This is a genomic window from Craterilacuibacter sinensis (assembly GCF_009831765.1).
Classification (GTDB): Bacteria; Pseudomonadota; Gammaproteobacteria; order Burkholderiales; family Chromobacteriaceae; genus Craterilacuibacter; species Craterilacuibacter sinensis.
The window spans coordinates 1-21,901 of sequence record NZ_WSSB01000013.1 but is presented as its reverse complement, the minus strand read 5'-3'; the positions used below and the strand labels follow the sequence as shown (position 1 = coordinate 21,901).

General features: G+C 58.3%; 21 protein-coding genes, 1 tRNA gene and 1 rRNA gene. 9 read left to right on the top strand and 14 right to left on the bottom strand.

The features are described from left to right. Nucleotides 1-25: 25 nt before the first annotated feature. The 4 genes from atpB to GQF02_RS13055 form a co-directional block, all read right to left on the bottom strand. On the bottom strand, nucleotides 26-835 hold the full coding sequence (atpB, locus tag GQF02_RS13070) for a F0F1 ATP synthase subunit A (protein WP_124735912.1): 810 nt from the start codon (nucleotides 833-835) through the stop codon (nucleotides 26-28). Next, on the bottom strand, nucleotides 835-1,206 hold the full coding sequence (locus tag GQF02_RS13065) for an ATP synthase subunit I (RefSeq protein WP_124735911.1): 372 nt from the start codon (nucleotides 1,204-1,206) through the stop codon (nucleotides 835-837). Before GQF02_RS13065 ends, atpB begins: the two co-directional genes overlap by 1 nt. 428 nt (nucleotides 1,207-1,634) lie before the next feature. Next, complete coding sequence (locus GQF02_RS13060; protein WP_124735910.1) at nucleotides 1,635-2,642, bottom strand: ornithine carbamoyltransferase; 1,008 nt, start codon at nucleotides 2,640-2,642, stop codon at nucleotides 1,635-1,637. Nucleotides 2,643-2,853: 211 nt separating this feature from the next. Continuing rightward, nucleotides 2,854-3,849, bottom strand: coding sequence for a TDT family transporter (locus tag GQF02_RS13055; RefSeq protein WP_220789474.1), 996 nt, complete (start codon nucleotides 3,847-3,849; stop codon nucleotides 2,854-2,856). A gap of 123 nt (nucleotides 3,850-3,972) precedes the next feature. On the opposite strand from GQF02_RS13055, the gene GQF02_RS13050 reads away from it, so the two are divergent. After that, a complete protein-coding gene (locus GQF02_RS13050; RefSeq protein ID WP_160797737.1) occupies nucleotides 3,973-4,863 on the top strand; it encodes a LysR family transcriptional regulator in 891 nt (296 codons plus the stop codon). A gap of 84 nt (nucleotides 4,864-4,947) precedes the next feature. On the opposite strand, the gene GQF02_RS13045 is transcribed toward GQF02_RS13050, so the two are convergent. The 4 genes from GQF02_RS13045 to mnmG are packed head-to-tail and all read right to left on the bottom strand — an operon-like array spanning nucleotide 4,948 to nucleotide 9,101. Further along, complete coding sequence (locus GQF02_RS13045; RefSeq protein WP_124735908.1) at nucleotides 4,948-5,796, bottom strand: ParB/RepB/Spo0J family partition protein; 849 nt, start codon at nucleotides 5,794-5,796, stop codon at nucleotides 4,948-4,950. A 4-nt stretch (nucleotides 5,797-5,800) separates the two neighbouring features. Further along, complete coding sequence (locus GQF02_RS13040) at nucleotides 5,801-6,592, bottom strand: ParA family protein (RefSeq protein ID WP_124735907.1); 792 nt, start codon at nucleotides 6,590-6,592, stop codon at nucleotides 5,801-5,803. Then, nucleotides 6,589-7,215, bottom strand: a complete 627-nt coding sequence (gene rsmG, locus GQF02_RS13035) for a 16S rRNA (guanine(527)-N(7))-methyltransferase RsmG (RefSeq protein ID WP_160797735.1) — start codon at nucleotides 7,213-7,215, stop codon at nucleotides 6,589-6,591. The genes GQF02_RS13040 and rsmG overlap by 4 nt, the downstream gene beginning before the upstream one ends. Further along, nucleotides 7,212-9,101 carry a tRNA uridine-5-carboxymethylaminomethyl(34) synthesis enzyme MnmG gene (mnmG, locus tag GQF02_RS13030; RefSeq protein WP_124735905.1) on the bottom strand — a complete coding sequence of 630 codons (1,890 nt, stop codon included), beginning with the start codon at nucleotides 9,099-9,101 and terminating at the stop codon, nucleotides 7,212-7,214. The genes rsmG and mnmG overlap by 4 nt, the downstream gene beginning before the upstream one ends. Before the next feature lie 151 nt (nucleotides 9,102-9,252). Between mnmG and tsaA the strand changes: the two genes are divergently transcribed. The 3 genes from tsaA (at nucleotide 9,253) to GQF02_RS13015 (ending at nucleotide 12,247) form a co-directional block, all read left to right on the top strand. Continuing rightward, complete coding sequence (tsaA, locus tag GQF02_RS13025; protein ID WP_160797733.1) at nucleotides 9,253-9,945, top strand: tRNA (N6-threonylcarbamoyladenosine(37)-N6)-methyltransferase TrmO; 693 nt, start codon at nucleotides 9,253-9,255, stop codon at nucleotides 9,943-9,945. Nucleotides 9,946-10,003: 58 nt separating this feature from the next. Next, nucleotides 10,004-10,912 (top strand): Tim44 domain-containing protein, encoded by a 909-nt coding sequence (locus GQF02_RS13020; protein WP_160797731.1) that lies wholly within the window; start codon nucleotides 10,004-10,006, stop codon nucleotides 10,910-10,912. A 144-nt stretch (nucleotides 10,913-11,056) separates the two neighbouring features. Next, nucleotides 11,057-12,247: a sensor domain-containing phosphodiesterase gene (locus tag GQF02_RS13015; protein ID WP_220789473.1), complete on the top strand. Its 1,191-nt coding sequence runs from the start codon at nucleotides 11,057-11,059 to the stop codon at nucleotides 12,245-12,247. A gap of 69 nt (nucleotides 12,248-12,316) precedes the next feature. Here the strand turns inward: GQF02_RS13015 and GQF02_RS13010 are convergent, their stop codons facing one another. Genes GQF02_RS13010 through GQF02_RS12995 form a run of 4 tightly spaced genes read right to left on the bottom strand, consistent with a single transcriptional unit; the run spans nucleotide 12,317 to nucleotide 14,915 of the window. Next, on the bottom strand, nucleotides 12,317-12,898 hold the full coding sequence (locus tag GQF02_RS13010) for a BON domain-containing protein (protein ID WP_235930191.1): 582 nt from the start codon (nucleotides 12,896-12,898) through the stop codon (nucleotides 12,317-12,319). After that, the gene (locus GQF02_RS13005; protein ID WP_124735901.1) at nucleotides 12,895-13,485 is read right to left on the bottom strand and encodes a phosphoheptose isomerase; all 591 of its coding nucleotides are present in this window, start codon (nucleotides 13,483-13,485) and stop codon (nucleotides 12,895-12,897) included. The genes GQF02_RS13010 and GQF02_RS13005 overlap by 4 nt, the downstream gene beginning before the upstream one ends. Nucleotides 13,486-13,515: 30 nt before the next feature. Then, on the bottom strand, nucleotides 13,516-13,872 hold the full coding sequence (locus GQF02_RS13000; RefSeq protein ID WP_160797729.1) for a YraN family protein: 357 nt from the start codon (nucleotides 13,870-13,872) through the stop codon (nucleotides 13,516-13,518). Continuing rightward, the gene (locus GQF02_RS12995) at nucleotides 13,848-14,915 is read right to left on the bottom strand and encodes a penicillin-binding protein activator (RefSeq protein WP_235930190.1); all 1,068 of its coding nucleotides are present in this window, start codon (nucleotides 14,913-14,915) and stop codon (nucleotides 13,848-13,850) included. Before GQF02_RS12995 ends, GQF02_RS13000 begins: the two co-directional genes overlap by 25 nt. Nucleotides 14,916-14,972: 57 nt before the next feature. Between GQF02_RS12995 and rsmI the strand changes: the two genes are divergently transcribed. From rsmI to GQF02_RS12980, 3 genes are all read left to right on the top strand, one after another. Then, nucleotides 14,973-15,860 (top strand): 16S rRNA (cytidine(1402)-2'-O)-methyltransferase, encoded by an 888-nt coding sequence (rsmI, locus tag GQF02_RS12990; protein WP_268891022.1) that lies wholly within the window; start codon nucleotides 14,973-14,975, stop codon nucleotides 15,858-15,860. A 58-nt stretch (nucleotides 15,861-15,918) separates the two neighbouring features. Then, a tRNA-Leu gene (locus GQF02_RS12985) sits at nucleotides 15,919-16,003 on the top strand. 195 nt (nucleotides 16,004-16,198) lie between these two features. Then, on the top strand, nucleotides 16,199-16,969 hold the full coding sequence (locus GQF02_RS12980; RefSeq protein WP_160797725.1) for a TatD family hydrolase: 771 nt from the start codon (nucleotides 16,199-16,201) through the stop codon (nucleotides 16,967-16,969). A 60-nt stretch (nucleotides 16,970-17,029) separates the two neighbouring features. Here the strand turns inward: GQF02_RS12980 and GQF02_RS12975 are convergent, their stop codons facing one another. Further along, entirely contained in the window at nucleotides 17,030-18,841 is a 1,812-nt protein-coding gene (locus tag GQF02_RS12975) for a TolC family outer membrane protein (RefSeq protein WP_160797723.1), read from the bottom strand. Nucleotides 18,842-19,015: 174 nt separating this feature from the next. Between GQF02_RS12975 and GQF02_RS12970 the strand changes: the two genes are divergently transcribed. Both GQF02_RS12970 and GQF02_RS12965 read left to right on the top strand, forming a co-directional pair. After that, a complete protein-coding gene (locus GQF02_RS12970) occupies nucleotides 19,016-19,630 on the top strand; it encodes a transglutaminase-like cysteine peptidase (RefSeq protein ID WP_328698622.1) in 615 nt (204 codons plus the stop codon). Between the two features lie 20 nt (nucleotides 19,631-19,650). Further along, nucleotides 19,651-21,597 carry a bifunctional diguanylate cyclase/phosphodiesterase gene (locus GQF02_RS12965; protein WP_160797721.1) on the top strand — a complete coding sequence of 649 codons (1,947 nt, stop codon included), beginning with the start codon at nucleotides 19,651-19,653 and terminating at the stop codon, nucleotides 21,595-21,597. Between the two features lie 44 nt (nucleotides 21,598-21,641). Here the strand turns inward: GQF02_RS12965 and rrf are convergent. Further along, nucleotides 21,642-21,756, bottom strand: a 5S ribosomal RNA gene (rrf, locus tag GQF02_RS12960). Between the last annotated feature and the right edge of the window lie 145 nt (nucleotides 21,757-21,901).

Sequence of the window (21,901 nt, the reverse complement as noted above, 5' to 3'; positions counted from 1 at the left end):
AACGTTTAAAAAACTAAGGAACTCTTTAGTGCTTCTCGACCGCGAGGCTGAGATACACGATGGTCAGCATCATGAATACGAAGGCCTGCAGGGTAATCACCAGAATATGGAAGATCGCCCATGGCGCGCCCAGAATCCACTGCGCGCCCCAAGGCAGCAGCGCAATCAGGATGAAGATCAGTTCGCCGGCGTACATATTACCGAACAGACGCAGCGACAGCGAAATCGGTTTGGCAACCAGTTCGACCATCTGGAATGCGAAGTTCACCGGAGCGAGGATGACAACCAGAATCGGGCTGTGTGCGTGAAACGGTGCGGTCAACAACTCCTTGCCCCAACCGCCCAGACCCTTGGCCTTGATCGAGAAACCGATAATGCAGAGCATCACCGAAATCGACATGGCAAAGGTGGAGTTCACGTCAGCCGACGGTACCACGCGGAAATACACATGATGTGGATCCGCACCGAAGAAGGTGTAACCGACCCATGCTGCGATTTGCGGAATCAGATCCACAGGCAGCATGTCCATCGCGTTCATCAGGAACACCCAGCAGAAAATGGTCAGAGCCAGAGGCGCAACCACTTTACTTTCGGCATGGAAAATTTCCTTGACCTGGGTATTGACCATTTCCACCAACGACTCGACAAACAGCTGCAGGCGACCCGGATTTTCCAGCTTGGCATTCTTGGCAACCAGTGCAAAGACGCCTACAAATAGGAAACCCAGAATCAGCGAGACGCTGAAGGTATCGACGTGAATGGACCAGAACCCTTCATGAGAAGACTTCCAGAACGTCAGGTGGTGCTTGATATATTCTGTTGCGTTGCCTGCCATCACTTTTTCTCAATTTTGATTAGAAGCCCGAACCAGTAGGCGGACACGACCAGCATATAGCCGGCGAAGTACGCTGCTACCGATATATCCTTGAAAAACAGAAGAACCACTGCAAATATGAGAATGGTCAGTACAAACTTGACCGCTTCCGCCTTGTAGTGAGCCTTCATCAATACTGCAGGTGACGCACGCGGCACCGAGTAAGCGATGCGGATGTACAGCAGCGCTGGCAGAATTACCGTCAACCCGCCCAGCAAAGCCGAGACAGCCCCGCTAATACTCCCCTGCCCCAGTACCGCTGCAATCAGGACAGCGACTGCTGTCAATACAAACTGCAAGCGCACGATGCGCTTAATTTCCGGCTTAGCCATGACGCACATCGTCTTAGAAAAATCGACCGATTATAGTCACGCCATTAAAATGACGTCAACAAATTACGACTAATATAGCTGCAGTGCAGCATACCCCATCCAGCCCTGCCCGCGCCGCAAGCGGCCGATCATACAGCCATATTCAGACAGCGCCTAATACTCGATAGTCATTACATAGAAAAATCTGACAGCCCTGTGCTACCCACCGCCAGATGCTACTTTGACAACACTGGCATCACGCCACAATGAGCAAAGCCGCACCCCAGGTGCGGCAGCACAAAACGACAGACAGAACAATCCGCGTTGCAAACGCATACCCACTGCGATACCACTTCACACACAGCCAAGGACAAGCGGACGGACTACCACCCCGAATGGCATGGAGAGACCTCCTCCATCCCATCCAGAATGGCAACACGGCCAGCGGCTTAGCTACCCATGGTCGCGACCATGATCGCCTTGATGGTGTGCATACGGTTTTCAGCCTGCTCGAAAGCCAGGCTGGCCGGGCTTTCAAACACTTCGTCGGTCACTTCGATACCATTGGCGAACTCCGGATACTGGGCAGCAATCTGCCTGCCTACCTTGGTATTCGCGTTGTGGAAGGCCGGCAGACAGTGCATCAGCTTGATCTGCGGGTTGCCCGAAGCGGCCATCAGCGCACTATCGACGCGGAATGGCTTGAGCAGCGCAATGCGCTCGCCCCAGCGCTCCATCGGCTCGCCCATCGACACCCAGACGTCGGTATGGATAAAGTCGGCGCCCTTGACTGCGGCTTGCGGGTCGTTGGTCACCAGCAGGCGGGCACCAGTCTTCTTGGCAATATCCTGGCACTGCTTGACCAGATCGGCATCCGGTTCCAAACCCTTGGGACCGGCAATACGAACGTCCATCCCCATCAGGCAGCCAATCACCATCAGCGAGTGGCCCATATTATTGTGGGCATCCCCTACATAGGCGTAGGCAATCTGCGACATCGGCTTGTCGCAATTCTCGGTCATGGTCATCACGTCGCACAGCATCTGCGTCGGGTGCCAGGCATCGGTCAGGCCGTTGAAGACCGGAACACTGGAATACTTGGCCAGCTCTTCCACATCATCTTGGGCAAAACCGCGGAATTCGATACCGTCGTAGAAGCGGCTGAGCACGCGAGCGGTGTCGGCGATGCTTTCCTTGTGGCCCAACTGCGAGCTGGTCGGATCGATATAGGTCACATGCGCACCCTGGTCATGGGCAGCCACTTCGAACGAGCAACGGGTGCGGGTCGAGGTCTTCTCAAAAATCAGGGCGACGTTCTTGCCGGTCAGGCGCTGTACTTCGTTGCCGGCATACTTGGCACGTTTCAGGTCGCGTGCCAGGTCGAGCAGGTACTGCAGCTCGCGTTGGGTGAAGTCCAGCTCTTTCAGAAAGTGACGGTGTTTCAGATTGAAAGCCATTTTGATACTCCTTGAGATTAAAACTGCCCTAAGCACCCCGCCAGCAACAGCAGGCGGGTGATGTGCAAACAACTTAAAGACCTGCTTTACCCGCGCCGGATAGTTTTCCTGCTTACACGCAGACCAACTCCCAGAATTTGAATTAATATTTAATGATTATCTAATATTGCTATAGCACATGGAGGCATTCATGCCACTACTTACCCCAGTTTCAGCGGCGGAGCAGACCAGCGAGTAAGTAATGGCGCAGGAACTTCCAGCTCACATAACCCACGACCAGGGCTGCGATCCACAACTCGAAATCGGCCAACGCATGTAGCTGGGCCACGTATTCATCCGCAAAGCCCCATACCCCCAGCTGTGCCGACAACTTGTACAATGCGGTAGCGCCAATCACCATCGGGAAGGTAAAGGCCGCATAGCCCGGAGAGAATGGCAGGCGCAGCAGACGCAGGAAAAAGAGGTAGATCACGCTGGTCATCAGCACGGCAATCCCGGCCAGCAGACCAACCAGCAAAGGCGAAGGCTGCTGCACGACAGTCAGATAGCCTGCCAGCGCCAGACTGGCCGGAGCGGCAAGAATAGCCAGCGTCGGCTTGGCTTGATCGGGTACTTCGCAGGCAAAGACCAGGCGATAAATCATCAGCGGCAGCATCACCAGATAGCAAGCCAACCCGAACACGACCAGTCCCTGCGCCAGCCACAGCAAGCCGCCACCAGGAAAGCTGACCGCCGCCACAATAATGCCGACCGGAGGCACGAACCAGCTAGGCACCATATGATGCAGACGGAAGTCACGCGCACGGTGCCAGATAAAGGTCGCGAGGAAGGCCAGATGTAAGCCGATGGCCAATAGCCAGACAGTCAGCGCCAGCGGCAGCGAAAACAACGACAGCGCCTTGGCGACGATCATCAGCGCCATGGCCATGGTCGGCACTACGCTACCAACCACCGGATGTGCCAAGTCCTGACACAGCAGCTGGGGCGCATGAATGAATTTGAGCAGCAGGCTCAACAGCAGAATACTGGCGATGGCGGCACCGGCCAGCTGAAACATGCCGCCTGCCGGCATAAAGTTTTCCCAACACCAGCCCAGGCTGGCAATACCCAAGGCCAGACCACCCATCGGCGTCGGGACGGCGCGCAGGCATGCGCCCAAGGTCGCATTGACGGTTGTGCCGGCCGAATTGTGCAGAATGCTTTCCATGCTGATCTCCTTGCCGCAGCTGACATTGCAAGTGCCTGACTGCTCTGGTATCGATGGACACACTGTACGTCCGACATAAAATAAATAATATCTGGATGTTTTTTACGGAACGTAAACACAAAATTGACAACACATCTGACTTTGCGCCAACTGCAGGCCTTTCTGGCCGTCGCCCGCCTGGGCTCGCTCGCACCCGCCGCCGAAGAACAGGGCTTGAGCCGGGCGGCACTGAGCCAGTCGCTACAGGAACTGGAACGGCAACTGGGCTGCACGCTGTTCGACCGCAGCGGCTACCGCCTGCGGCTGAATTCCGCAGGCGAAACCCTGCTGCCGATGGCGGACGAACTCTTGACCCGCGCCCGGCAAATCGAGCAGCAGTTTAGCGAGCCGGATCAGCTGCCAACCCGTTTGCGCCTGGGCGCCAGCGATACCATCGGCAGCTACTTGCTGCCGCAAGTCGTCGCCCAGTTGCTGGCACGCTTTCCGGACCTGCAGATCGAGGTCGGCATCCACAACAGCCAGACCCTGCTCGGGCAGCTGCAACGCTACGAGCTGGATCTGGCGTTGGTTGAAGGAGAAGTACTCGATAGCGAACTGGCGGTGACGCCATGGAGGGAGGATGAACTGTGGATTGTCGCGCCCAGCCACAGCACAACTGCCATGGACTGGCCGGCACTGCGGCAACAGCGCTGGATCGTGCGGGAGGCAGGCTCCAGCAGCCGGATCCAGTTCGAGCAACTGGTGCTGCCGCAGCTGGGAAGTACGCCAGACACCCTGACATTCAACACCAGCGAAGCGATCGTGCAGGCAGTCTGCGCAGGGCTGGGCTGCGCCCTGCTCTCATCGCTGGCCGTCAGCAAGCGGGTCGAGGATGGTGCGCTGAGGCGGGTCGAACTGCCGCAGCAGCTCAGCCGGCCAATGACCATTGTCCGGCTGAAAAACCGCTATGCCACACCGCGCACAGTACAGATCCTGCAATGGCTGGCGGACCCGGAATCCAGCCCGCCAAGATAAGAAAGCGCCGGCACGGCCGGCATGAACAAGGCCGGGCGCCGGACTCAAAGAAAAGCGGCGGCCACCTGTGCCGCCGCTATTGTGTTACCGGATCTGCAAGCGGCCGATAATGCCGTCCAGCTCGTCCAGCGTCGCGTACTCGATAGTCATCTTGCCGCGCCCGCCCTTGGCTGTCCTGATCGCCACTTTGGCGCCCAGCACTTCCGACAGCTCTTCGCACAGTCGCGCCACATCCGCATCCCGCGGCTTGGCCGCCACCGGCGCGTGCACCGCGGCGCCGGCCAGAGCCTGCACCCTGCGCTCGACCTCGCGCACCGACCAGCCATGCAACACCACCTGATTGGCCAGCTCCAGTTGCTGCAATGCAGGCAAGGCCAGCAAGGCACGTGCATGCCCCATTTCGATCTGGCCCTGATGCAGCAAAAGCTGTACCGGTTCCGGTAAAGACAACAACCTGAGCAGGTTTGAAACCGCGCTGCGCGAACGACCGACGGCTGCGGCAGCCGCATCATGCGTCAGCTCGAACTCCTTGATCAGGCGGGCGATACCCTGCGCCTCTTCAATCGGATCCAGCTCTTGCCGCTGGATATTCTCGATCAGCGCCATGGCCAGCGCAGCTTCATCCGCCACACTGCGAATCACGGCGGGGATTTCGGTCAGCCCGGCTTTCTGGCTGGCACGCCAGCGCCGTTCACCAGCAATCAGCTCATACTCGCCCAGACCGATCTCGCGTACGACCACTGGCTGGATAATGCCCTGCGCACGGATAGAGGCCGCCAGTTCTTCCAGCGCCGCTTCATTCATATGGGAGCGGGGCTGGTAACGCCCCGGACGAATACTGCTGACAGCGAGCGTTTGCAGCCTGTCGTCTGCCGGATCGGTCACAGCAAGGAGCGCGTCAAGTCCGCGCCCCAGTCCTTTGAGTTTGGCCATGTTTCTATTGGATTCCAGCTACTGGCGCAGTTTCCAGGCGGGCAAGCAGCTCGGCAGCCAACGCCTTGTAAGCGCGTGCGCCGCGCGAGGAAGGGTCATATACAACGCCGGGCAGACCATGGCTGGGCGCCTCGGCCAGACGGACATTGCGCGGGATAACGGTTTCGAACACCTTGTTGCCAAAATGGGCGGCAAGCTGGCCGGACACCTGTTGCGACAGATTGCTGCGCGCATCGAACATGGTACGCACCAGACCCAGAATCTCGATTTTGGGATTGACGGCCTGCCTCACTTTGCGCAGGGTGGTCACCAGATCGGACAAACCTTCCAGCGCATAGTATTCGCACACCATCGGGATCAATACCCCCTGCGCCGCCACCAGACCGTTGAGTGTGAGCAGTGTCAGCGAAGGCGGGCTGTCGATCAGGATGTAGTCGTACTCGTCCTCGACCTCGGCCAGCGCCTGCTTCAGGCGCGCCTCGCGTGCCAGCTCCTGCACCAGCTCGACCTCGGCACCACCCAGATCGCGCGTCGCCGGCAGCACATCGTAACCGCCCTCCGGCGAGCGCTGACGCGCTTCGGCCACGGTCGCCTCGCCAAGCAGCACCTGATAGATCGTCTGCGTCAAACCGGCTTTCTGAATGCCGCTACCCATGGTGGCATTGGCCTGCGGGTCAAGATCGACCAGCAGTACACGCCGCTCCAGCTGGACCAGACCGGTGGCCAGATTGACGCCGGTCGTGGTCTTGCCGACCCCGCCCTTCTGGTTGGCAATGGCAATAATGCGCGCGCTCATCGCGCGACAACCCGCACCAGATGGCGTTCGGCATCCAGCCCCGGCACCATCAGCGGCAAGACTTCCGCCATGATCACACTCTCCGGCAACTGGGCAATTTCTTCGTACGGGTAGACCCCCTTCATCGCCAGCCACTGCCCATCCTGCGCCAGCAAGTGCGGCGTCAGGCGGACAAACTCGGCCAGCTCGGAGAAGGCGCGGCTGGTGATCACATCAAACTTCTGCTCGGGCTGATAGGCTTCGACCCGGCTGGTGATGACTTCTACATTGGCAAGACCCAGCTCGATCACCGCCTGGCGCAAAAAGGTGGTCTTTTTGTGATTGGAATCGAGCAGCACCACCTGCAAGTCCGGGCGGGCAATCGCCGCCGGAATGCCGGGCATCCCGCCGCCCGAGCCTACATCCAGCAAGCGCTTAAAGCCCGCCAGGTGCGGCACCAGCGTCAGGCTGTCCAGCAAGTGATGGCTGACCATGCGCGCTTCTTCGCGCACGGCAGTCAGATTGTAGGTGTGGTTCCACTTGGCCAGCAGGGCCAGATAGCCTTCCAGTTGCGCAACCTGTGCGTCACTCAGGCCCAGCTTCAGTTCGGCCAGCCCCTGTTTCAATTCTTCAGTATGTGTCATGCCGTTTTCTTATCGCCCAGGCCGCGTTTAAGGTGAACCATCAGCAGGGCCACCGCGGCCGGTGTAATCCCCTGAATACGCGAGGCCTGCCCCAGTGTTTCCGGCTGCTGCTGCGTGAGCTTCTGTTGCACCTCGCGCGACAGCCCGGACACCAGCGAATAATCGATCCCCTCGGGCAGGCGTACGTCGTCCAGCTTGTCCTGACGCGCCAGCTCGTCGTTCTGGCGGTCGATATAGCCTTGGTATTTGACCTGAATTTCTACCTGTTCGGCAACATCCATCGCATCCACCCCCTGCCCTGCCCCAGGCAGGGTCATCAGCAAGGCGTAATCGACGGCAGGGCGGCGCAGCAAATCCATCAGGCTATACTCGCGCGTCAGCGCCTGACCGACCACCCGCTCGACCTCGCCGGCCGGCGCTTTGCCCGGATGGATAAAGGTGGTGGCAAGGCGTTGCTTCTCAGCTTCGACGGCGTCCCGTTTGCGACAGAAGGCATCCCACTGCGCATCCCCGACCAGCCCCAGCTTGCGGCCGGCCTCGGTCAGGCGCAGATCGGCATTGTCTTCGCGCAACTGCAAACGGAACTCGGCGCGGCTGGTGAACATGCGGTAAGGCTCGGTCACGCCCTTGGTCACCAGATCATCCGACATCACGCCCAGATAGGCCTCGTCGCGGCGCGGACACCAGCCTTCTTCATCGCGGCTGTACAGCGCGGCATTCAATCCGGCCAGCAGGCCTTGCGCGGCTGCTTCTTCGTAACCGGTGGTACCGTTCAGCTGGCCGGCAAAAAACAGGCCCTTGATTGCCTTGCTTTCGAAGGTGGACTTCAGGCCGCGCGGATCGAAGTAATCGTATTCGATGGCATAGCCCGGACGCAGGATATTGGCGTTTTCCATGCCCTTCATCGAGCGTACCGCCGCCAGCTGGATATCGAAAGGCAGCGAAGTCGAGATACCGTTAGGATAGATCTCGTGCGTAGTCAGACCTTCCGGCTCGAGGAAGATCTGGTGGCTGTCCTTGTCGGCAAAGCGGTTGATCTTGTCTTCTATCGACGGGCAGTAGCGCGGGCCCACGCCTTCTATTTTGCCGGTGAACATCGGGCTGCGGTCGAAACCGGAGCGGATGATGTCATGCGTACGCTCATTGGTATGCGTCACCCAGCACGGCAACTGGCGCGGATGCATGTCGCGCGAGCCACGGAAAGAAAATACCGGTTCCGGCGTATCCCCCGGCTGCACTTCCAGCACGGAAAAATCAATCGTGCGGCCATCCAGACGCGGTGGCGTGCCGGTTTTCAGGCGGCCAACCGGCAGATCCAGTTCGCGCAGTTTTGCACCCAGTACCGACGCGGCCGAATCGCCGGCACGCCCCCCGGTGTAGTTTTCCAGGCCGACGTGGATCTTGCCCGACAGGAAAGTGCCGGCAGTCAGCACCACGGTACGCGCGCGGAACACCAGCCCGATGGCGGTAATGGCACCCGCTACCTGATCGCCTTCCAGCAGCAGGTCATCTACCGGCTGCTGGAACAGGGTCAGATTGGGCTGGTTTTCCAACATTTCTCGAATGGCGGCCTTATACAGCACGCGGTCGGCCTGGGCGCGGGTGGCGCGCACGGCAGGGCCTTTGGATGCATTAAGCGTGCGGAACTGGATGCCACCAATATCGGTGGCCAGTGCCATCGCACCGCCCAGTGCATCGACTTCACGCACCAGATGCCCCTTGCCTATCCCGCCTATCGACGGATTGCACGACATCTGACCCAGGGTCTCGATATTGTGCGTCAAGAGCAGTGTCTGACGCCCCATGCGCGCAGCGGCAAGCGCAGCCTCGGTGCCGGCGTGCCCGCCACCGACGACTATCACGTCGAAAGTTGTTGGATAGATCATGATCAATACGGCAAATCTGGCGGAAAACCGGGCATTTTACGGCAAAACATGGCCCCATGTAAGTTATTGATTTGACTGCCGCTATCCGGCGGCAAGGCTTTACCCGAACTTCATCGACCGCGACCGTCTCTTGCCCTGCTACAATCCGCCGATGAATTTCAGTTTTACGCCCATAGGCGTCATCCATTCGCCGTACAAGGAAAAGTTCGGCATCCCGCGCCAGCCCTCGCTGGCTCCCTCGGCACGCATGACACTGGAGCTGCTCGCGCCTTACAACCATGCCGACACGGTGCGCGGTCTGGCCGATTTTTCCCACCTATGGCTGCAGTTTGTCTTCCATGAAACGGCGGCGCGCGGCTGGCGACCGCTGGTGCGCCCGCCACGGCTGGGCGGCAATGACAAGGTCGGGGTTTTTGCCAGCCGCGCCACCCACCGTCCCAATCCGCTGGGTTTGTCGCTGGTGGAATTAATCGGTATTGATACGGGTAACGGCGTGATCCTGGAGCTGGCTGGCGCCGATCTGCTGGATGGTACGCCGGTACTGGATATCAAACCCTATATCCCCTTTGTCGAGTCGCGCCCCCAGGCCCGCGCCGGTTTTATCGACGGCCCGCCGCCACGCCTGAGCGTATGCTGGAGCGAAAAAGCCCTGGCCGATCTGGCCATCCACCGTATCAGACACCCTGAACTTGCAACGCTGGTAGAGGAAATTCTGGCCCAAGACCCGCGCCCTGCTTATCAGGATGATCCCTTGCGCATCTACGGTGTGCGCCTTTATCAGCTGGATATCCGCTTTCGCATTGCCGGCGACATCGTCACTACACTTGAAATTAATGCACTCTGACCGAACTTTGTCAGACAAGCGCATGTCACACCAGCCTCACCCTACAGGAGTAAGACCTATGAGTTCCTACGCGAAGACACTGGTTCTCGCGTTGTCCATGGCATCAATGCTGGCAGCTCCGTTTGCCGAAGCGGCCAAACTGGGCAAAAGCAAAAGCTTCGGCATGAAGCGTTCGGCACCGACCCAGAGCTATCAGCAGCCGGCTCGTACCCCGGTTCAGCCTATGGCGCCCGCACAACAACCGCGCAAAGGCCCGGGTGTAGGCACGGCCATTGCCGCCGGCGCCGCCGGTGCCGCCGCAGGTTATATGCTGGGTTCGGCCATGAGCGGAGGCGAAGCCTCAGGCGGCGCCAACGAAGCCGCGGGCTCGGGCATGCCTTGGGGTACGCTGGCCATGCTGGGTCTCTTGTTTGCTGGCGGCATGATGCTGTTCCGCCGCCGCATGGCCAATCAGGCCACACCTGCCATGCGCGCTCCGCAAATGGCCGGCATGCCGATGTCGGCACCGGCCCCGCAAAATGCCCGCTTTGACAGCATTCCATCCATAGGATCTGGACTGCAAGGCGGCGCAGCCGGTGCCATGGCCGGCAGCTACGGCCAGCAACGCCTGCCGGACGGCACCGAAGTGCCGGCCTTCCTGCGTCAGGCCAAAGCCACCTTCCTGCATCTGCAAAGCCTGAACTCGCCGGACAATGTGGATGAAATCAGCAAATACATGACGCCGGATCTGTTTGCTGCCATGCGCGAAGACATTCTGTCCAATAGCGGCATGGCCGACTTCCCGCAACTGGAATGCAGCGTGCTCGATGCCGTCACCGAAGGCAGCCGCTATATTGCCAGCGTGCGCTTCTCCGGCACGGTCAGCGAAGACGTCAACGCCGCCACGGTGCCGTTTGCCGAAACCTGGCACTACGTCAAGGACAGCGGCAGCCCGCGCTGGCTGCTGGCAGGCATACAACAGGATTAAGCCTGCAACAAGGATTGCTCCAACGGACGCTTGCCAGCGTCCGTTTTTTTTACGCGCGTCACGACAAAACACCCACGTCATAATTATGCGTTAGACTGGAACACGGATTGCTACACAGAATAAAAGCCGATAAGGAGTTATCCGTTGTCCAACCTCACCCTGCATAGCCACTTCCAGCCCATTTACAGCCTGGCGCACCGCCGCACGGTTGGCGTTGAAGCGCTGTTGCGCGCCGAACAAGCAGGTGTGGCGATCCCGCCACAGCAGGCCTATCTTGATCACGATGACACGCAAAGCCGCCATGAGTTTGATCTTCGCGTCAGCACTGAGCATATCCGTCACTTTGCTGCCTCGACCCCGGGCGAAAGCTGGCTATTCCTGAATATTGATGCCAGCACGCTGAGCAGCCTCGCCCGCACCCAAGCCCTGATCAGCATGTTGCAACAAAGCGGCGTCCCCGCGGCGCGGGTAGTCGTGGAAATACTGGAACATGCGCTGGAGGCCGATGAAATCCTGATCGCCGGCAGTCGGCTATTGCGCGAAGCCGGCTTCCTGATCGCCATCGACGACTTCGGCACCGGCCACTCCAATCTGGACCGGGTCTGCTTGCTGGAGCCGGATCTGATCAAGTTTGACCGCAATTTGCTGCGCAGCGCGACCAAACAAGCCCGCACGCGCAATCTGCTAACCAAGTTGGTGCATCTGGCGCACGAAATTGGGGCGCTGGTGGTAGTGGAAGGCGTAGAAACCGAAGCCGATGTGCTGGTCGCGCTGGAGTCAGGTTGCGATCTAATCCAGGGCTATTATGTGGCCCGTCCGGCCTTGCAGCCGGATAGTGATGAAATCATTACCCGTCGTATCGATACCCGCTGGGATGAACTGATGGTGCGCGAACTGATGAAGCGCAAACTGGCACGGCGCCAGATCGAACTGGCGCGTCAGGCTTTTGTACAAAGCGCCATCGCGCTGATGCAGGGCACCAGTTTTACCGACGCCGCCCAGCCCATGCTGACCCTGCCTGATGTAATCCGCTGCTTTTTGCTCGACAGCACCGGACGCCAGATCGGGCGCAATCTGAATACGCGGGAAGCACCGTCACGCGCCAACCCCAAATTCGCTCCGCTGGCCGATACCACGGGCGCAGTCTGGTCGCGTCGTCCCTATTTCCAGCATGCAATAGACCAGCCCGGTGTGCTGTATATGAGCGAGCCTTATCTGTCGATGACCGACACCCGCCACTGCATTACCCTCTCGATGGCAATCGAGATTGATGAAGACCTGCATGTACTATGTGCAGATGTGCTGGTACCGAAGACCATGGGGCTGGCCGATTAGCACCGCTGCACAATAAAAAAGGCATAGCCTGAGAGCTATGCCTTTTTTCACCCTCCATGATACGGACCGTTATTGTCCGGCTACATCCGCAATGTATTCATACAAGGTCACGACCTGCTGCACACCGCTGGTTTCACTGGCGACCCGCGCAGCAGCCTCGCCCTCGGCCCGGGTGACCAGACCCAGCATATACACCACACCGCGCTCGCTCACGACCTTGATTGCATTGGGCGGGTAGCCTTTGCCATCCAGCAAGCGTGCACGCACCTTGCTGGTCAGCCACGTATCGTTACTGCGCTCGGTAATGCCGCTTACCGGCGCCACCACCAGATAGTTGTATACGCGCTGCACATTAGGCTGCGAACGCGCAATCATTTCAGCACCAGCACGCGCTGCATCCGATGCAGCTTCACCGCTCAGCAATACGGTCCGGTTATAGCTGGTCAGGTTCACATGCGAGGAAGGCAGCTTATCCGCAACTTGTCTCGCAGCCTTCATCTCGATGGACTGGTCATCGACATAGGCACCACTGGTGCGTCGGTCGGAGGCAACCAGCGCACCGGTTGCGGCACCGCCGGCAACCAGCGCCACGCAGCCAGACAGGGTTGCGGCACATACAGAAGCCAGTACCAGAGCGCGCAATTTCATCATTCGCCCCCCAGCAACATGCAATCGATCGCATCGCACATGGCATGGATCAGCAGCAGATGCACTTCCTGAATACGCGCGGTGCGGCTGGCCGGCACATTCAGATGCACATCATCCGCCCCCAGAATCTCGGCGATCTTGCCGCCATCCTTGCCGGTAAAGGCAATCACCGTCATGCCGCGCTCGTGGGCCGCGTAAATGGCTTCGATCACATTGGCCGAATTACCCGAGGTCGAAATCGCCAGCAAAACATCACCCTGTTGCCCCAGCGCGCGTACCTGCTTGGAGAAAATCAGGTCGAAATCGTAGTCGTTGCCAATAGCCGTCAGCGCCGAAGTGTCGGTCGCCAGCGAGATCGCGGCCAGGCCCGGACGCTCTTTTTCGAAGCGGCCAACCATTTCAGCAGCGAAATGCTGGGCATCGGCAGCCGAACCGCCATTACCGCAAGCCAGAATTTTGCCTTCATTCATCAAACTGGCCACCATGCGTTCGGCAGCCAGAGCTACGCCGGGCGAGAGCGCCTCCATAGACTGCTGTTTGGTCGCTATGCTCTCGAGAAAATGGCCGTTAACGCGGGCGATCAGATCCATACTGTCATTCCTTGTAAGCTCGCGTAAGCGCTACGCAATAATGTCTTTGATCCACAGGGGATCAGCTTCGCCCTCGAACACCACCGCATCAAAACGGCATGGGGCATCTATATGTTTCTCAGACAGATAAAGGCTGGCGGCATGTACCAGCCGCGCGCATTTTCTGCCATCTATACTCTGCAAGGCGCTACCGAAGCGGCTGGAAGTGCGTAAGCGTACCTCGACAAACACCCAGTACACCCCCTCGCGCATCACCAGATCCAGTTCGCCACCACGACAATGCCAGTTGCGTTCAACCAGGCGCAGCCCCTGCTTCTGCAAATAGCGCAGCGCCCTGTCTTCGGCCGCCACACCACTGGCGGCTACTGTAGCTCGCCCCTGACCCATGCCGGCAATGTCCGCTGGAATTGCTGGTCACGCCCCAGACGCAAGTCACCACTGACCCCATCCAGGCGCAAACCGCTAAGGTTTTTCTGTACCGCCAGACGCTGTGCCAAGCGGTAAGCATCGATACCCAGTGCGTACAAGCGCTCGGTGGCCACCGTCAGCGTATGCGCCGGGCGAGGGTAAGCACGCACGGCGGGGTGATCCGGCATCAATAGCCAAGGCATGTCGACAAAACGCACGCCGGACAAGGTAGGCAGACTCTCGCGCACATTCAGCGTCGACGTGCCATAGGCCGGTAACGCTTGTGGCAGCACGGAACGCGCCAAAGCGGCCTCCTCCCCTGACAAGGCAAGAAAGACCGAGTCGGACTGGGTCAATGCAGCATCCAGCGCCGCGCCATGCGCCTCATCCATCGCCAGTTGCAAGGGCAAAGTGCCGCGCTTTACCTGCCAGACCCCGGCAAATGTCTGACGTAAACGCTGCGACAAACCGTCTTTGCCATAGATCAGTAAAGGATGCTGATGACCATTGTCCGCCATCATAGCCGCAACCTGCTTAGCCTCGGCATCCACCGACAAGGACAAAGCATAGAGTTTAGGACGCAACGGCAAACCTTCAAGGCTGTTCAGCGCAAGGGTTGGCACGCTCACCTGAGTAGCGATGCGGCTGATACCGGTACGAGTCAAAGGGCCGACAACCACATTCGCACCTTTCGCAATCAGATCTCGGTAGGCCGGCAGCACCGCCGCCTCATCGGAAAAGACGGCTTCAACAACCGCCGTATCGCTGCGGCCATCCACCTCGCGCGCAGCATTAAAGCCCTGGCGCACTACATCGGCCGCTTCACCCAAGGCCGGAGACGATAGCGGCAACAGCAAGCCGATACGTACTTTGGCCGCGGCAAAGTCCGGCAAGGCAGCGTCGGCTATCGGGGCAACAGCGGGAGCACTGGCAGGCTCACGAGCAGGAACTTGGGTAAACGGTACAGAATTCTGCTGCAGAATGTAGTCCGCGCCCTGCGCAGAGACTACACTGGCGGCCATCCAAGTTAACCCACCCAACACCCAGGGAGCCAGAGATTGCAAACATCGCTTGATCACTTGATTCATTCTGCCCAGGAAACGTTGGTGAACGGAACATTATATGTGGTCGCCACCCCCATTGGAAACCTGGCCGACATGACCTTGCGCGCTTTTGCCGCGCTTTCCCGCTGCGATTTGGTGCTGGCGGAAGACACCCGCGTCACCGGTTCGCTGCTGGCCGCTTATGGCATCAGCAAGAAACTGGTCAGTTTGCGCGAACATAATGAACGCGAAATGGCCGAACGCGTCATCGGCTGGCTACAGGAAGGACAGTGTATCGTTCAGGTCTCGGATGCCGGCACCCCCGGCATTTCCGACCCCGGCGCACGCCTGGCGGCAGCCGTATGGGAGGCCGGCCTCAAGGTTTGCCCCCTGCCCGGCCCCTCGGCCGTGGTCACGGCCATGTCCGCCGCCGGCCTTGAAACCGGCCAGTTCCAGTTCGCTGGTTTCTTGCCACCCAAATCCGGTGCCCGCAAAAAACGGCTGGAGAGCTGGCTAAATGCCGACTATGCCGTGATTTGCTATGAAGCTCCACATCGCATTCTCGACTGCGTCACCGATGCCGTCGCCGTCTACGGCAGCGAACGGCGCCTGATTCTGGCGCGCGAACTGACCAAGACCTTCGAAACCTTTATCCGCACCAGCGCCGGCGAGCTCCTGGAGATTATCAAGACCGACAGCAACCAGCAGCGTGGCGAGTGCGTGCTTATCATCGATGCGGCACCAGCCAAAGAAGAAGAGGATGAAGTACCGGCAGCGACGCTTCAGCTCTTGTCGCAACTGATTGCCAGCATGCCAATCAAGCAGGCTTCGGGCATCGTGGCCGAATTCAGCGGCGTTGCCCGCAAAAAACTGTATGAACTGGCACTGGAAATGAAAAAAAACGCCGAGTCTGACGAAAACTGAGTGCAAGCGATTTACATTTCTTGAGCCAGCCGGTAGAATGCCGTCAATCCGAGATGCAGCCCGGATGGTGAAATTGGTAGACACAGGAGACTCAAAATCTCCCGCCGCAAGGTGTGTCGGTTCGAGTCCGACTCTGGGCACCACAAACTGGTTTTAATGCATCAAAGTAGTACAAAAACCCCGATAAACTAAAGTTTTCCGGGGTTTTTTTTCATCTGCACCTATCCAAATACAGCCAACACAACAAGTTCGCTGCGGCCAGCAACTGCCATCCCGTACAGCACGCGCTGACGGGTTTTTTGTTATATTGCGCACCACACTCCCCCAAGGGAAAAGCCATGCCGCTCCCCGCCCTGTTCGACACCCACTGCCACCTTGATGCACCCGAGTTCGATACCACCCGTCAGTTGGTCATCGATCAGGCACATGCCGCAGGTGTCAGCCGCATCATGGTACCTGCCGTTGCCCTGTCCAATTTCGCATCCACCATAGCGTTGCGGAATCAGGCCAGCTGTTATATCGCCTTGGGGCTGCACCCCGTTTATCTGGATCAACATCTGGATGCACATCTGGAAACGCTGGAGCAGCACATACGCCAGCATCGGCCTGAGGCCGTAGGAGAAATCGGCCTTGATTTCTGGCTGCCAGACCTGGATCCGGCAAGGCAGGAATGGCTGTTTTCCGAACAGTTAAAACTGGCACGGCGCTATGATTTGCCGGTACTACTGCATATCCGCCGCGCCCAGGATCGCGTCCTCAAATACCTGCGCCAGACGCCGGTATGCGGCGGCATCGCCCACGCTTTTAACGGCAGCGAACAGCAGGCACAAGCCTTTATCAAGCTGGGATTTTGTCTGGGTTTTGGCGGAGCCATGAGCTATAGCGGCTCGACCCGCATCCGCAGTCTGGCAGCAAGCTTGCCACTGGATGCGCTGGTACTCGAAACCGATGCGCCCGACATCCGTCCGGAATGGGCACAGGACAGACCGAATGTACCGGCCAATCTGCCCCGCTTCGCCAGCATCCTCGCAGGGCTACGCCATATGGACGCCACTGAAATTGCTCTGGCCACCACACACAATGCCTGCCGTGTGCTGCAGCTGTCGTAATACAAAAAGGAGGCTGCGATAACGCGGCCTCCCTCCCTGCACCTTAACAGTGGGCTGGTTCTACTTGAAGCGGATCACCACACGGCGATCCGGTGCCAGACATTGGCCCAAAGCCGGCTGCGACTTGATCTGGTTGCACTTGCTGCCGGTCACCGGATCCGCCTTACCCAAACCCTCAGTCTGCAGGCGGTTTGCCGGCACGCCCTGGCTCACCAGATAGTCGGCGACCGCGACGGCGCGAGCCTTGGACAGCTTGAGATTATAAGCATCCGTACCCAAACGGTCGGTATAGCCGGTCACGCTGATTACGCTTTCCGGCTGTCCTGCCGTCTTGAGTTGCCGGGCAATGCGGGCCAGTTCGGCCTTGCCTTGTGCGCTCAGTTGCGACTGGTTGGCCGCAAATGCGACGTCGCCTTTAAGCACAAAAGCCGCTGCCGCCGCTTTGGGCAAGGCGGCAGGGACGGCCACAGGCTTAGGCGCGATTCCGCTCTTGTCAAAGACAGCCGAGCCGACGTACTGGGTATCGCAGACTGCGACTTCTTCATCGCGCGCCGGACCAGCAAAGTCATAGCTTTCAATCGGCTTGAGCTGCAAGGTTTCCAACAGCTTACCCGAGCCGGCCAGCACGCGCGCCTGCGCCAGCAAGACATCCTGTTCGGCATTCACCACCGAACGCTTGGCGTCATACAGTTCGTTTTCGCTATCCAGCAAATCCAGCAGCGTGCGCTGGCCGATATCAAACTGGGCGCGGTAGGCATCACGGGCTTTTTCGGTCGACAAGCGGTGCTGGCGCAGATAGGCAATCTGCTCTTCCAGCTTACGGGTATCGTTAAACGCAATACGCAGCGTCTGACGCAGATCGCGGCATTCCTTGTCGCGCAAATCGTAGGCGGCATTCAGGCGCTCGGCCGAAGCACCAAGCCGGGCACGGTCTGCCCCGCCGCGGAACAGATTGATATTGAACACCAGTTCAGCCATCTGCCGGTCTTTGCGGTTGAACGAGCCATCCAGATTATCTCCGTGCGCCTTACTGGCACGCAGATCCAGCGTCGGCGAGAACGCACCCTTGCGCACATTGACGTCCGCCTTGGCAGCACGCACATTTTCCAGTGCGGCAAGATAAGCCGGGCTGGTCTTGACGGCGCCGGCAATCAGCTCTTGATCCTTGGGCAGATAGCCTTTCAAGACCATGGGTTCCGCCATGGCAAGCTGCGGCTCTTCGCCGGTCAGGCGCGCATAGCGTGCCGCGACATCATGCAGATTGGACAACTCGGTTACCAGATTGGACTCGGCCAGCGCCAGACGGCCGCCAGCCTGCTCCAGATCGACCCGCCGCCCCACGCCTGCGCTCACTTTTTCCTGCAACTGCTTATAGATACTCAGATGGGTGGCGTAATTATCCTGCGCAAATTCAAGCAATTGCCGATAGCGCAATACATCAACATAAGCGCGCGCGGCCTCCAGCGCCTGGCCTTCGCTTGCCCCCAGGAAGTCGAAATACTTGGCACGCTGGGTGTAGTCCAGCTGCTTGACCAGATTCATGGTCTGCAGCCCCTGAAACAGGTTCTGCGTCAGATTGGCCGACCAGCCCTTGCGGGTCAGATCCTGAGTCACTTCAGGGCCGCCCGATTGGGTTGCGGCCTGCGTCGTTTTTTCCTTACCCCAGCCATAACCTACATCCAGCGTAGGCAGATAGCCGGCACGCCCCAAGCCCTGCTCTTCGGCTGCGGCACGGAATTCATGCCAGCGAAAACGCACTTCCGGATTGTTGATGATGGTCTTTTCAACCGCGCTTTTCAGGTCTGCCGCACTGGCAGACAGCGCAGTACCGGAGGCCAGTGCAAATAACAAGGCCAGAGAAGTACGTTTCATGATGAACCTCGACAAGAAGAGTAGGCTATTTCTAAAACAGAATAAACATTTATTTATGCTTAAATTATATACCTTAATGATTTAAATCTGTATAGCATTAAACTTTGCCGCTAAAAATATTTCCAGATGAAGCGACTGCATTCACCAATCAGACGATATCTTCGGCTACATGCCGTGGTATGGCTGCTCCTGGCTGCAAGCACCGCTTCACTGGAGTTGCCCGCAGAACAGGCTGCACGACAGTATGGTGGCCAGTCCTTGGTACTTTACCGCGACTGGACCAGCATGCTGGCGCCACTTGGCCAAACGGATGAAATGGGCAAACTCAAGGCGGTCAACCAGTTCATCAATCGCCGCATCCGCTTTGCTGATGATTTCGCGATATGGCAACAAAGTGACTATTGGGCCAGCCCGCTGGAAATGTTTGCCAAAGGTGCAGGAGACTGCGAAGACTTTGCCATTGCCAAATACATTTCCCTGCGCAGCAGTGGTATCGAAGCCGCCAAGCTGCGCCTGACCTATGTCAAGGCACGCATCGGCGGCCCGGACAGTAATGTCAGCCAGGCACATATGGTACTGGCCTATTACCCTAGCCCCAGTGCAGAACCTCTGGTTCTCGATAATCTGGTCACCAGCATACTGCCCGCATCGCAACGCAATGACCTGACCCCGGTATTCAGCTTCAACACCGAAGCACTCTGGGCCGGCAATACCCGTAGCAGCGTTGATCGCCTCACGCGCTGGCGCCAGGTGATGGAGCGTATGCGCAAAGACGGTTTTGTTTTTTGATCTATCTAAACGAGCACATCATGACTCGACTTTCCCTTAGCCAACGCCTCTGGATCTTGTTGCTGCTACTGGTTTTTCTGGCGCTTAGCACCTCGCTGACCGCCAATCTGTTAGGCGCACGCAACTATCTTGAACAGCAGCTAACAGCACAGAATGCGGATACCGCCAACTCGCTGGCACTGATGATCACCCAGCAGCAGGCAGATCGCGCCATGGCGGAAACACTGATCAATGCCAGTTTCGATCAGGGTCACTATCGCCGGATACGCTGGACAGGAGCAGATGGCAGTATCTTGCTCGAGCGCAACAACCTCGATAGCGAGCCATCCGCCCCGGCTTGGCTGCCACAGCTACTGGCCCTGTCCCCGCCGCCGGGACAGGCGAATATTAGTAAAGGATGGTTGCAAGCCGGCACACTGGAGGTGCAAAGCGATATCGCCTATGCCTATGCCTCCCTATGGCGCAGCATGCTTTACACCGTGTTGGGCCTGCTATTGGCCGGCCTGCTGACCGGCCTCATAGGTTCACTCGATATCATCCGTATACGCCGCCAGCTAGACCAGGTCGTCGAACAGGCTAAAGCCATCAGTGAGCGCCGCTTTATCCGCATCCAGGAGCCTGCCATCCCTGAACTTTCCAGAGTGGCACAAGCGATGAACCAGATGGTCGAACGCCTGCAAGGCTATTTACATAGTTTGAGCAATGAAATCGAAACATTGCATCAGGCGCATGACACCGATGAAGTCACCGGCATCGCCAAGCGCAAGCAGTTGGAGCGTGCTCTGGACAACTTGCAAAACACAGAAGGAGAAGACTTAAACGGCCAGTTGCTATTGTTGCGCGTGGCCGGGCTCTCAGAGATGAATGGCCGCATAGGCGGTCAACATACCGATAATTTACTGAAAAGGTTTGCCGCAGAACTGGCTCAGGCCGCCACCTGCCATCAAGGCGCCCTGGCGGTCAGGCTGCGTGGCGCTGATTTCGCCCTGCTCTGCCCCGAATTAAGCTCGAGCGATGCCGACACCCTCGCCCGCACGCTATTACAACAATATGCCCGCTATCCGCAGATGGGTTTATGTGATCAGCAGGAAGTCGCGCATATCGGTATAACAAGCTTCAATGGCAAGGATAAGCTCAGCGATATCCTGTCTCAGACCAGTCAGGCGCTGGCACAAGCCGTTGCACAGGCACCCAATAGTTTCTGCCGCCTGGATCACACCGTGGTACACATCCATAGCGAACAGAACTGGCGCAAAGCCATTGAACAAGCATGCAGACAGCGTTTATTGCGCCTTGACTGGTATCCGGTCGTCGATGCAACAGGCGGCGTGTTATGGCAGGAAGGCATGCTGTATCTGCCGGCAAGCGAAAGTGCAGCCAAGGTCAGCGCTCTGCGTCTGCTATCGCATAGCCTGCGCCTGGGCATCAGCCAGCAACCGGATCTCGCTGCACTAGAGCAGGGATTACAACATGCGCCTAGCTCATGCATTGCCATCAATGTCTCTCCGGCCTCGCTTGCCCACCCTGACTTCAACACCCAAGTACACCACCTGCTAAACAAGACGCAGGGCATCAGGGTTAATTTCGAGTTTCACGAAATGGCTCTACTCGCACACTGGCCGGCTTTTCTTGCGTTCAGTCATGGCATGCAGCAAAAAGGCCATCGCTTGGGCGTGGAGATCATCGGTCATGACCTGAGTCTGGTTGCGAAGCTAGCCGAAGCCGGTATTTCATATTTGGAACTGGATGGGGTACTGACGCATGGCATTCACCAGGATCAAGGACAACAAGCCGTCGTCAAAGGGCTGCTGCAAATGACGACGCTTATGGGCATTAACCTGCTGGCCAAAGGCATAAGCGATCCGGCCGATGCCCGCAAGCTGATCGAATTAGGCATCTACGGTATGACGGGACCTGCGGTCAAACTACATAATGATGAATACAGCTTAAGTAGCCAGCGAAGCTGAAAACAAAAAGCCCGACTCATCGAGTCGGGCTTTTTGATATGGGCTTCTGGCAGTGTCCTACTTTCACATGGCGAATGCCACACTATCATCGGCGCTAAGATGTTTCACGGTCCTGTTCGGGATGGGAAGGCGTGGGACCATCTCGCTATGGCTACCAGAAATAAACGGCTGCTTGCGCTGCCTCAGGCAACGCGGCGAATTCTGGGTGTTTCACCTTAATGCAAAAACCCCAGCTCTGATGAGCTGGGGTTTTATATGGGGCATCTGGCGGTGTCCTACTTTCACATGGCGAATGCCACACTAT

What these genes read in the sequence shown, in the direction of transcription:
- atpB (WP_124735912.1), bottom strand. Translation starts at nt 835, where the DNA reads ATGGCAGGCAACGCAACAGAATATATCAAGCACCACCTGACGTTCTGG.
- GQF02_RS13065 (WP_124735911.1), bottom strand. Translation starts at nt 1,206, where the DNA reads ATGGCTAAGCCGGAAATTAAGCGCATCGTGCGCTTGCAGTTTGTATTG.
- GQF02_RS13060 (WP_124735910.1), bottom strand. Translation starts at nt 2,642, where the DNA reads ATGGCTTTCAATCTGAAACACCGTCACTTTCTGAAAGAGCTGGACTTC.
- GQF02_RS13055 (WP_220789474.1), bottom strand. Translation starts at nt 3,849, where the DNA reads ATGGAAAGCATTCTGCACAATTCGGCCGGCACAACCGTCAATGCGACC.
- GQF02_RS13045 (WP_124735908.1), bottom strand. Translation starts at nt 5,796, where the DNA reads ATGGCCAAACTCAAAGGACTGGGGCGCGGACTTGACGCGCTCCTTGCT.
- GQF02_RS13040 (WP_124735907.1), bottom strand. Translation starts at nt 6,592, where the DNA reads ATGAGCGCGCGCATTATTGCCATTGCCAACCAGAAGGGCGGGGTCGGC.
- rsmG (WP_160797735.1), bottom strand. Translation starts at nt 7,215, where the DNA reads ATGACACATACTGAAGAATTGAAACAGGGGCTGGCCGAACTGAAGCTG.
- mnmG (WP_124735905.1), bottom strand. Translation starts at nt 9,101, where the DNA reads ATGATCTATCCAACAACTTTCGACGTGATAGTCGTCGGTGGCGGGCAC.
- tsaA (WP_160797733.1), top strand. Translation starts at nt 9,253, where the DNA reads ATGAATTTCAGTTTTACGCCCATAGGCGTCATCCATTCGCCGTACAAG.
- GQF02_RS13020 (WP_160797731.1), top strand. Translation starts at nt 10,004, where the DNA reads ATGAGTTCCTACGCGAAGACACTGGTTCTCGCGTTGTCCATGGCATCA.
- GQF02_RS13010 (WP_235930191.1), bottom strand. Translation starts at nt 12,898, where the DNA reads ATGATGAAATTGCGCGCTCTGGTACTGGCTTCTGTATGTGCCGCAACC.
- GQF02_RS13005 (WP_124735901.1), bottom strand. Translation starts at nt 13,485, where the DNA reads ATGGATCTGATCGCCCGCGTTAACGGCCATTTTCTCGAGAGCATAGCG.
- GQF02_RS13000 (WP_160797729.1), bottom strand. Translation starts at nt 13,872, where the DNA reads ATGGGTCAGGGGCGAGCTACAGTAGCCGCCAGTGGTGTGGCGGCCGAA.
- GQF02_RS12995 (WP_235930190.1), bottom strand. Translation starts at nt 14,915, where the DNA reads ATGGCCGCCAGTGTAGTCTCTGCGCAGGGCGCGGACTACATTCTGCAG.
- GQF02_RS12980 (WP_160797725.1), top strand. Translation starts at nt 16,199, where the DNA reads ATGCCGCTCCCCGCCCTGTTCGACACCCACTGCCACCTTGATGCACCC.
- GQF02_RS12975 (WP_160797723.1), bottom strand. Translation starts at nt 18,841, where the DNA reads ATGAAACGTACTTCTCTGGCCTTGTTATTTGCACTGGCCTCCGGTACT.
- GQF02_RS12965 (WP_160797721.1), top strand. Translation starts at nt 19,651, where the DNA reads ATGACTCGACTTTCCCTTAGCCAACGCCTCTGGATCTTGTTGCTGCTA.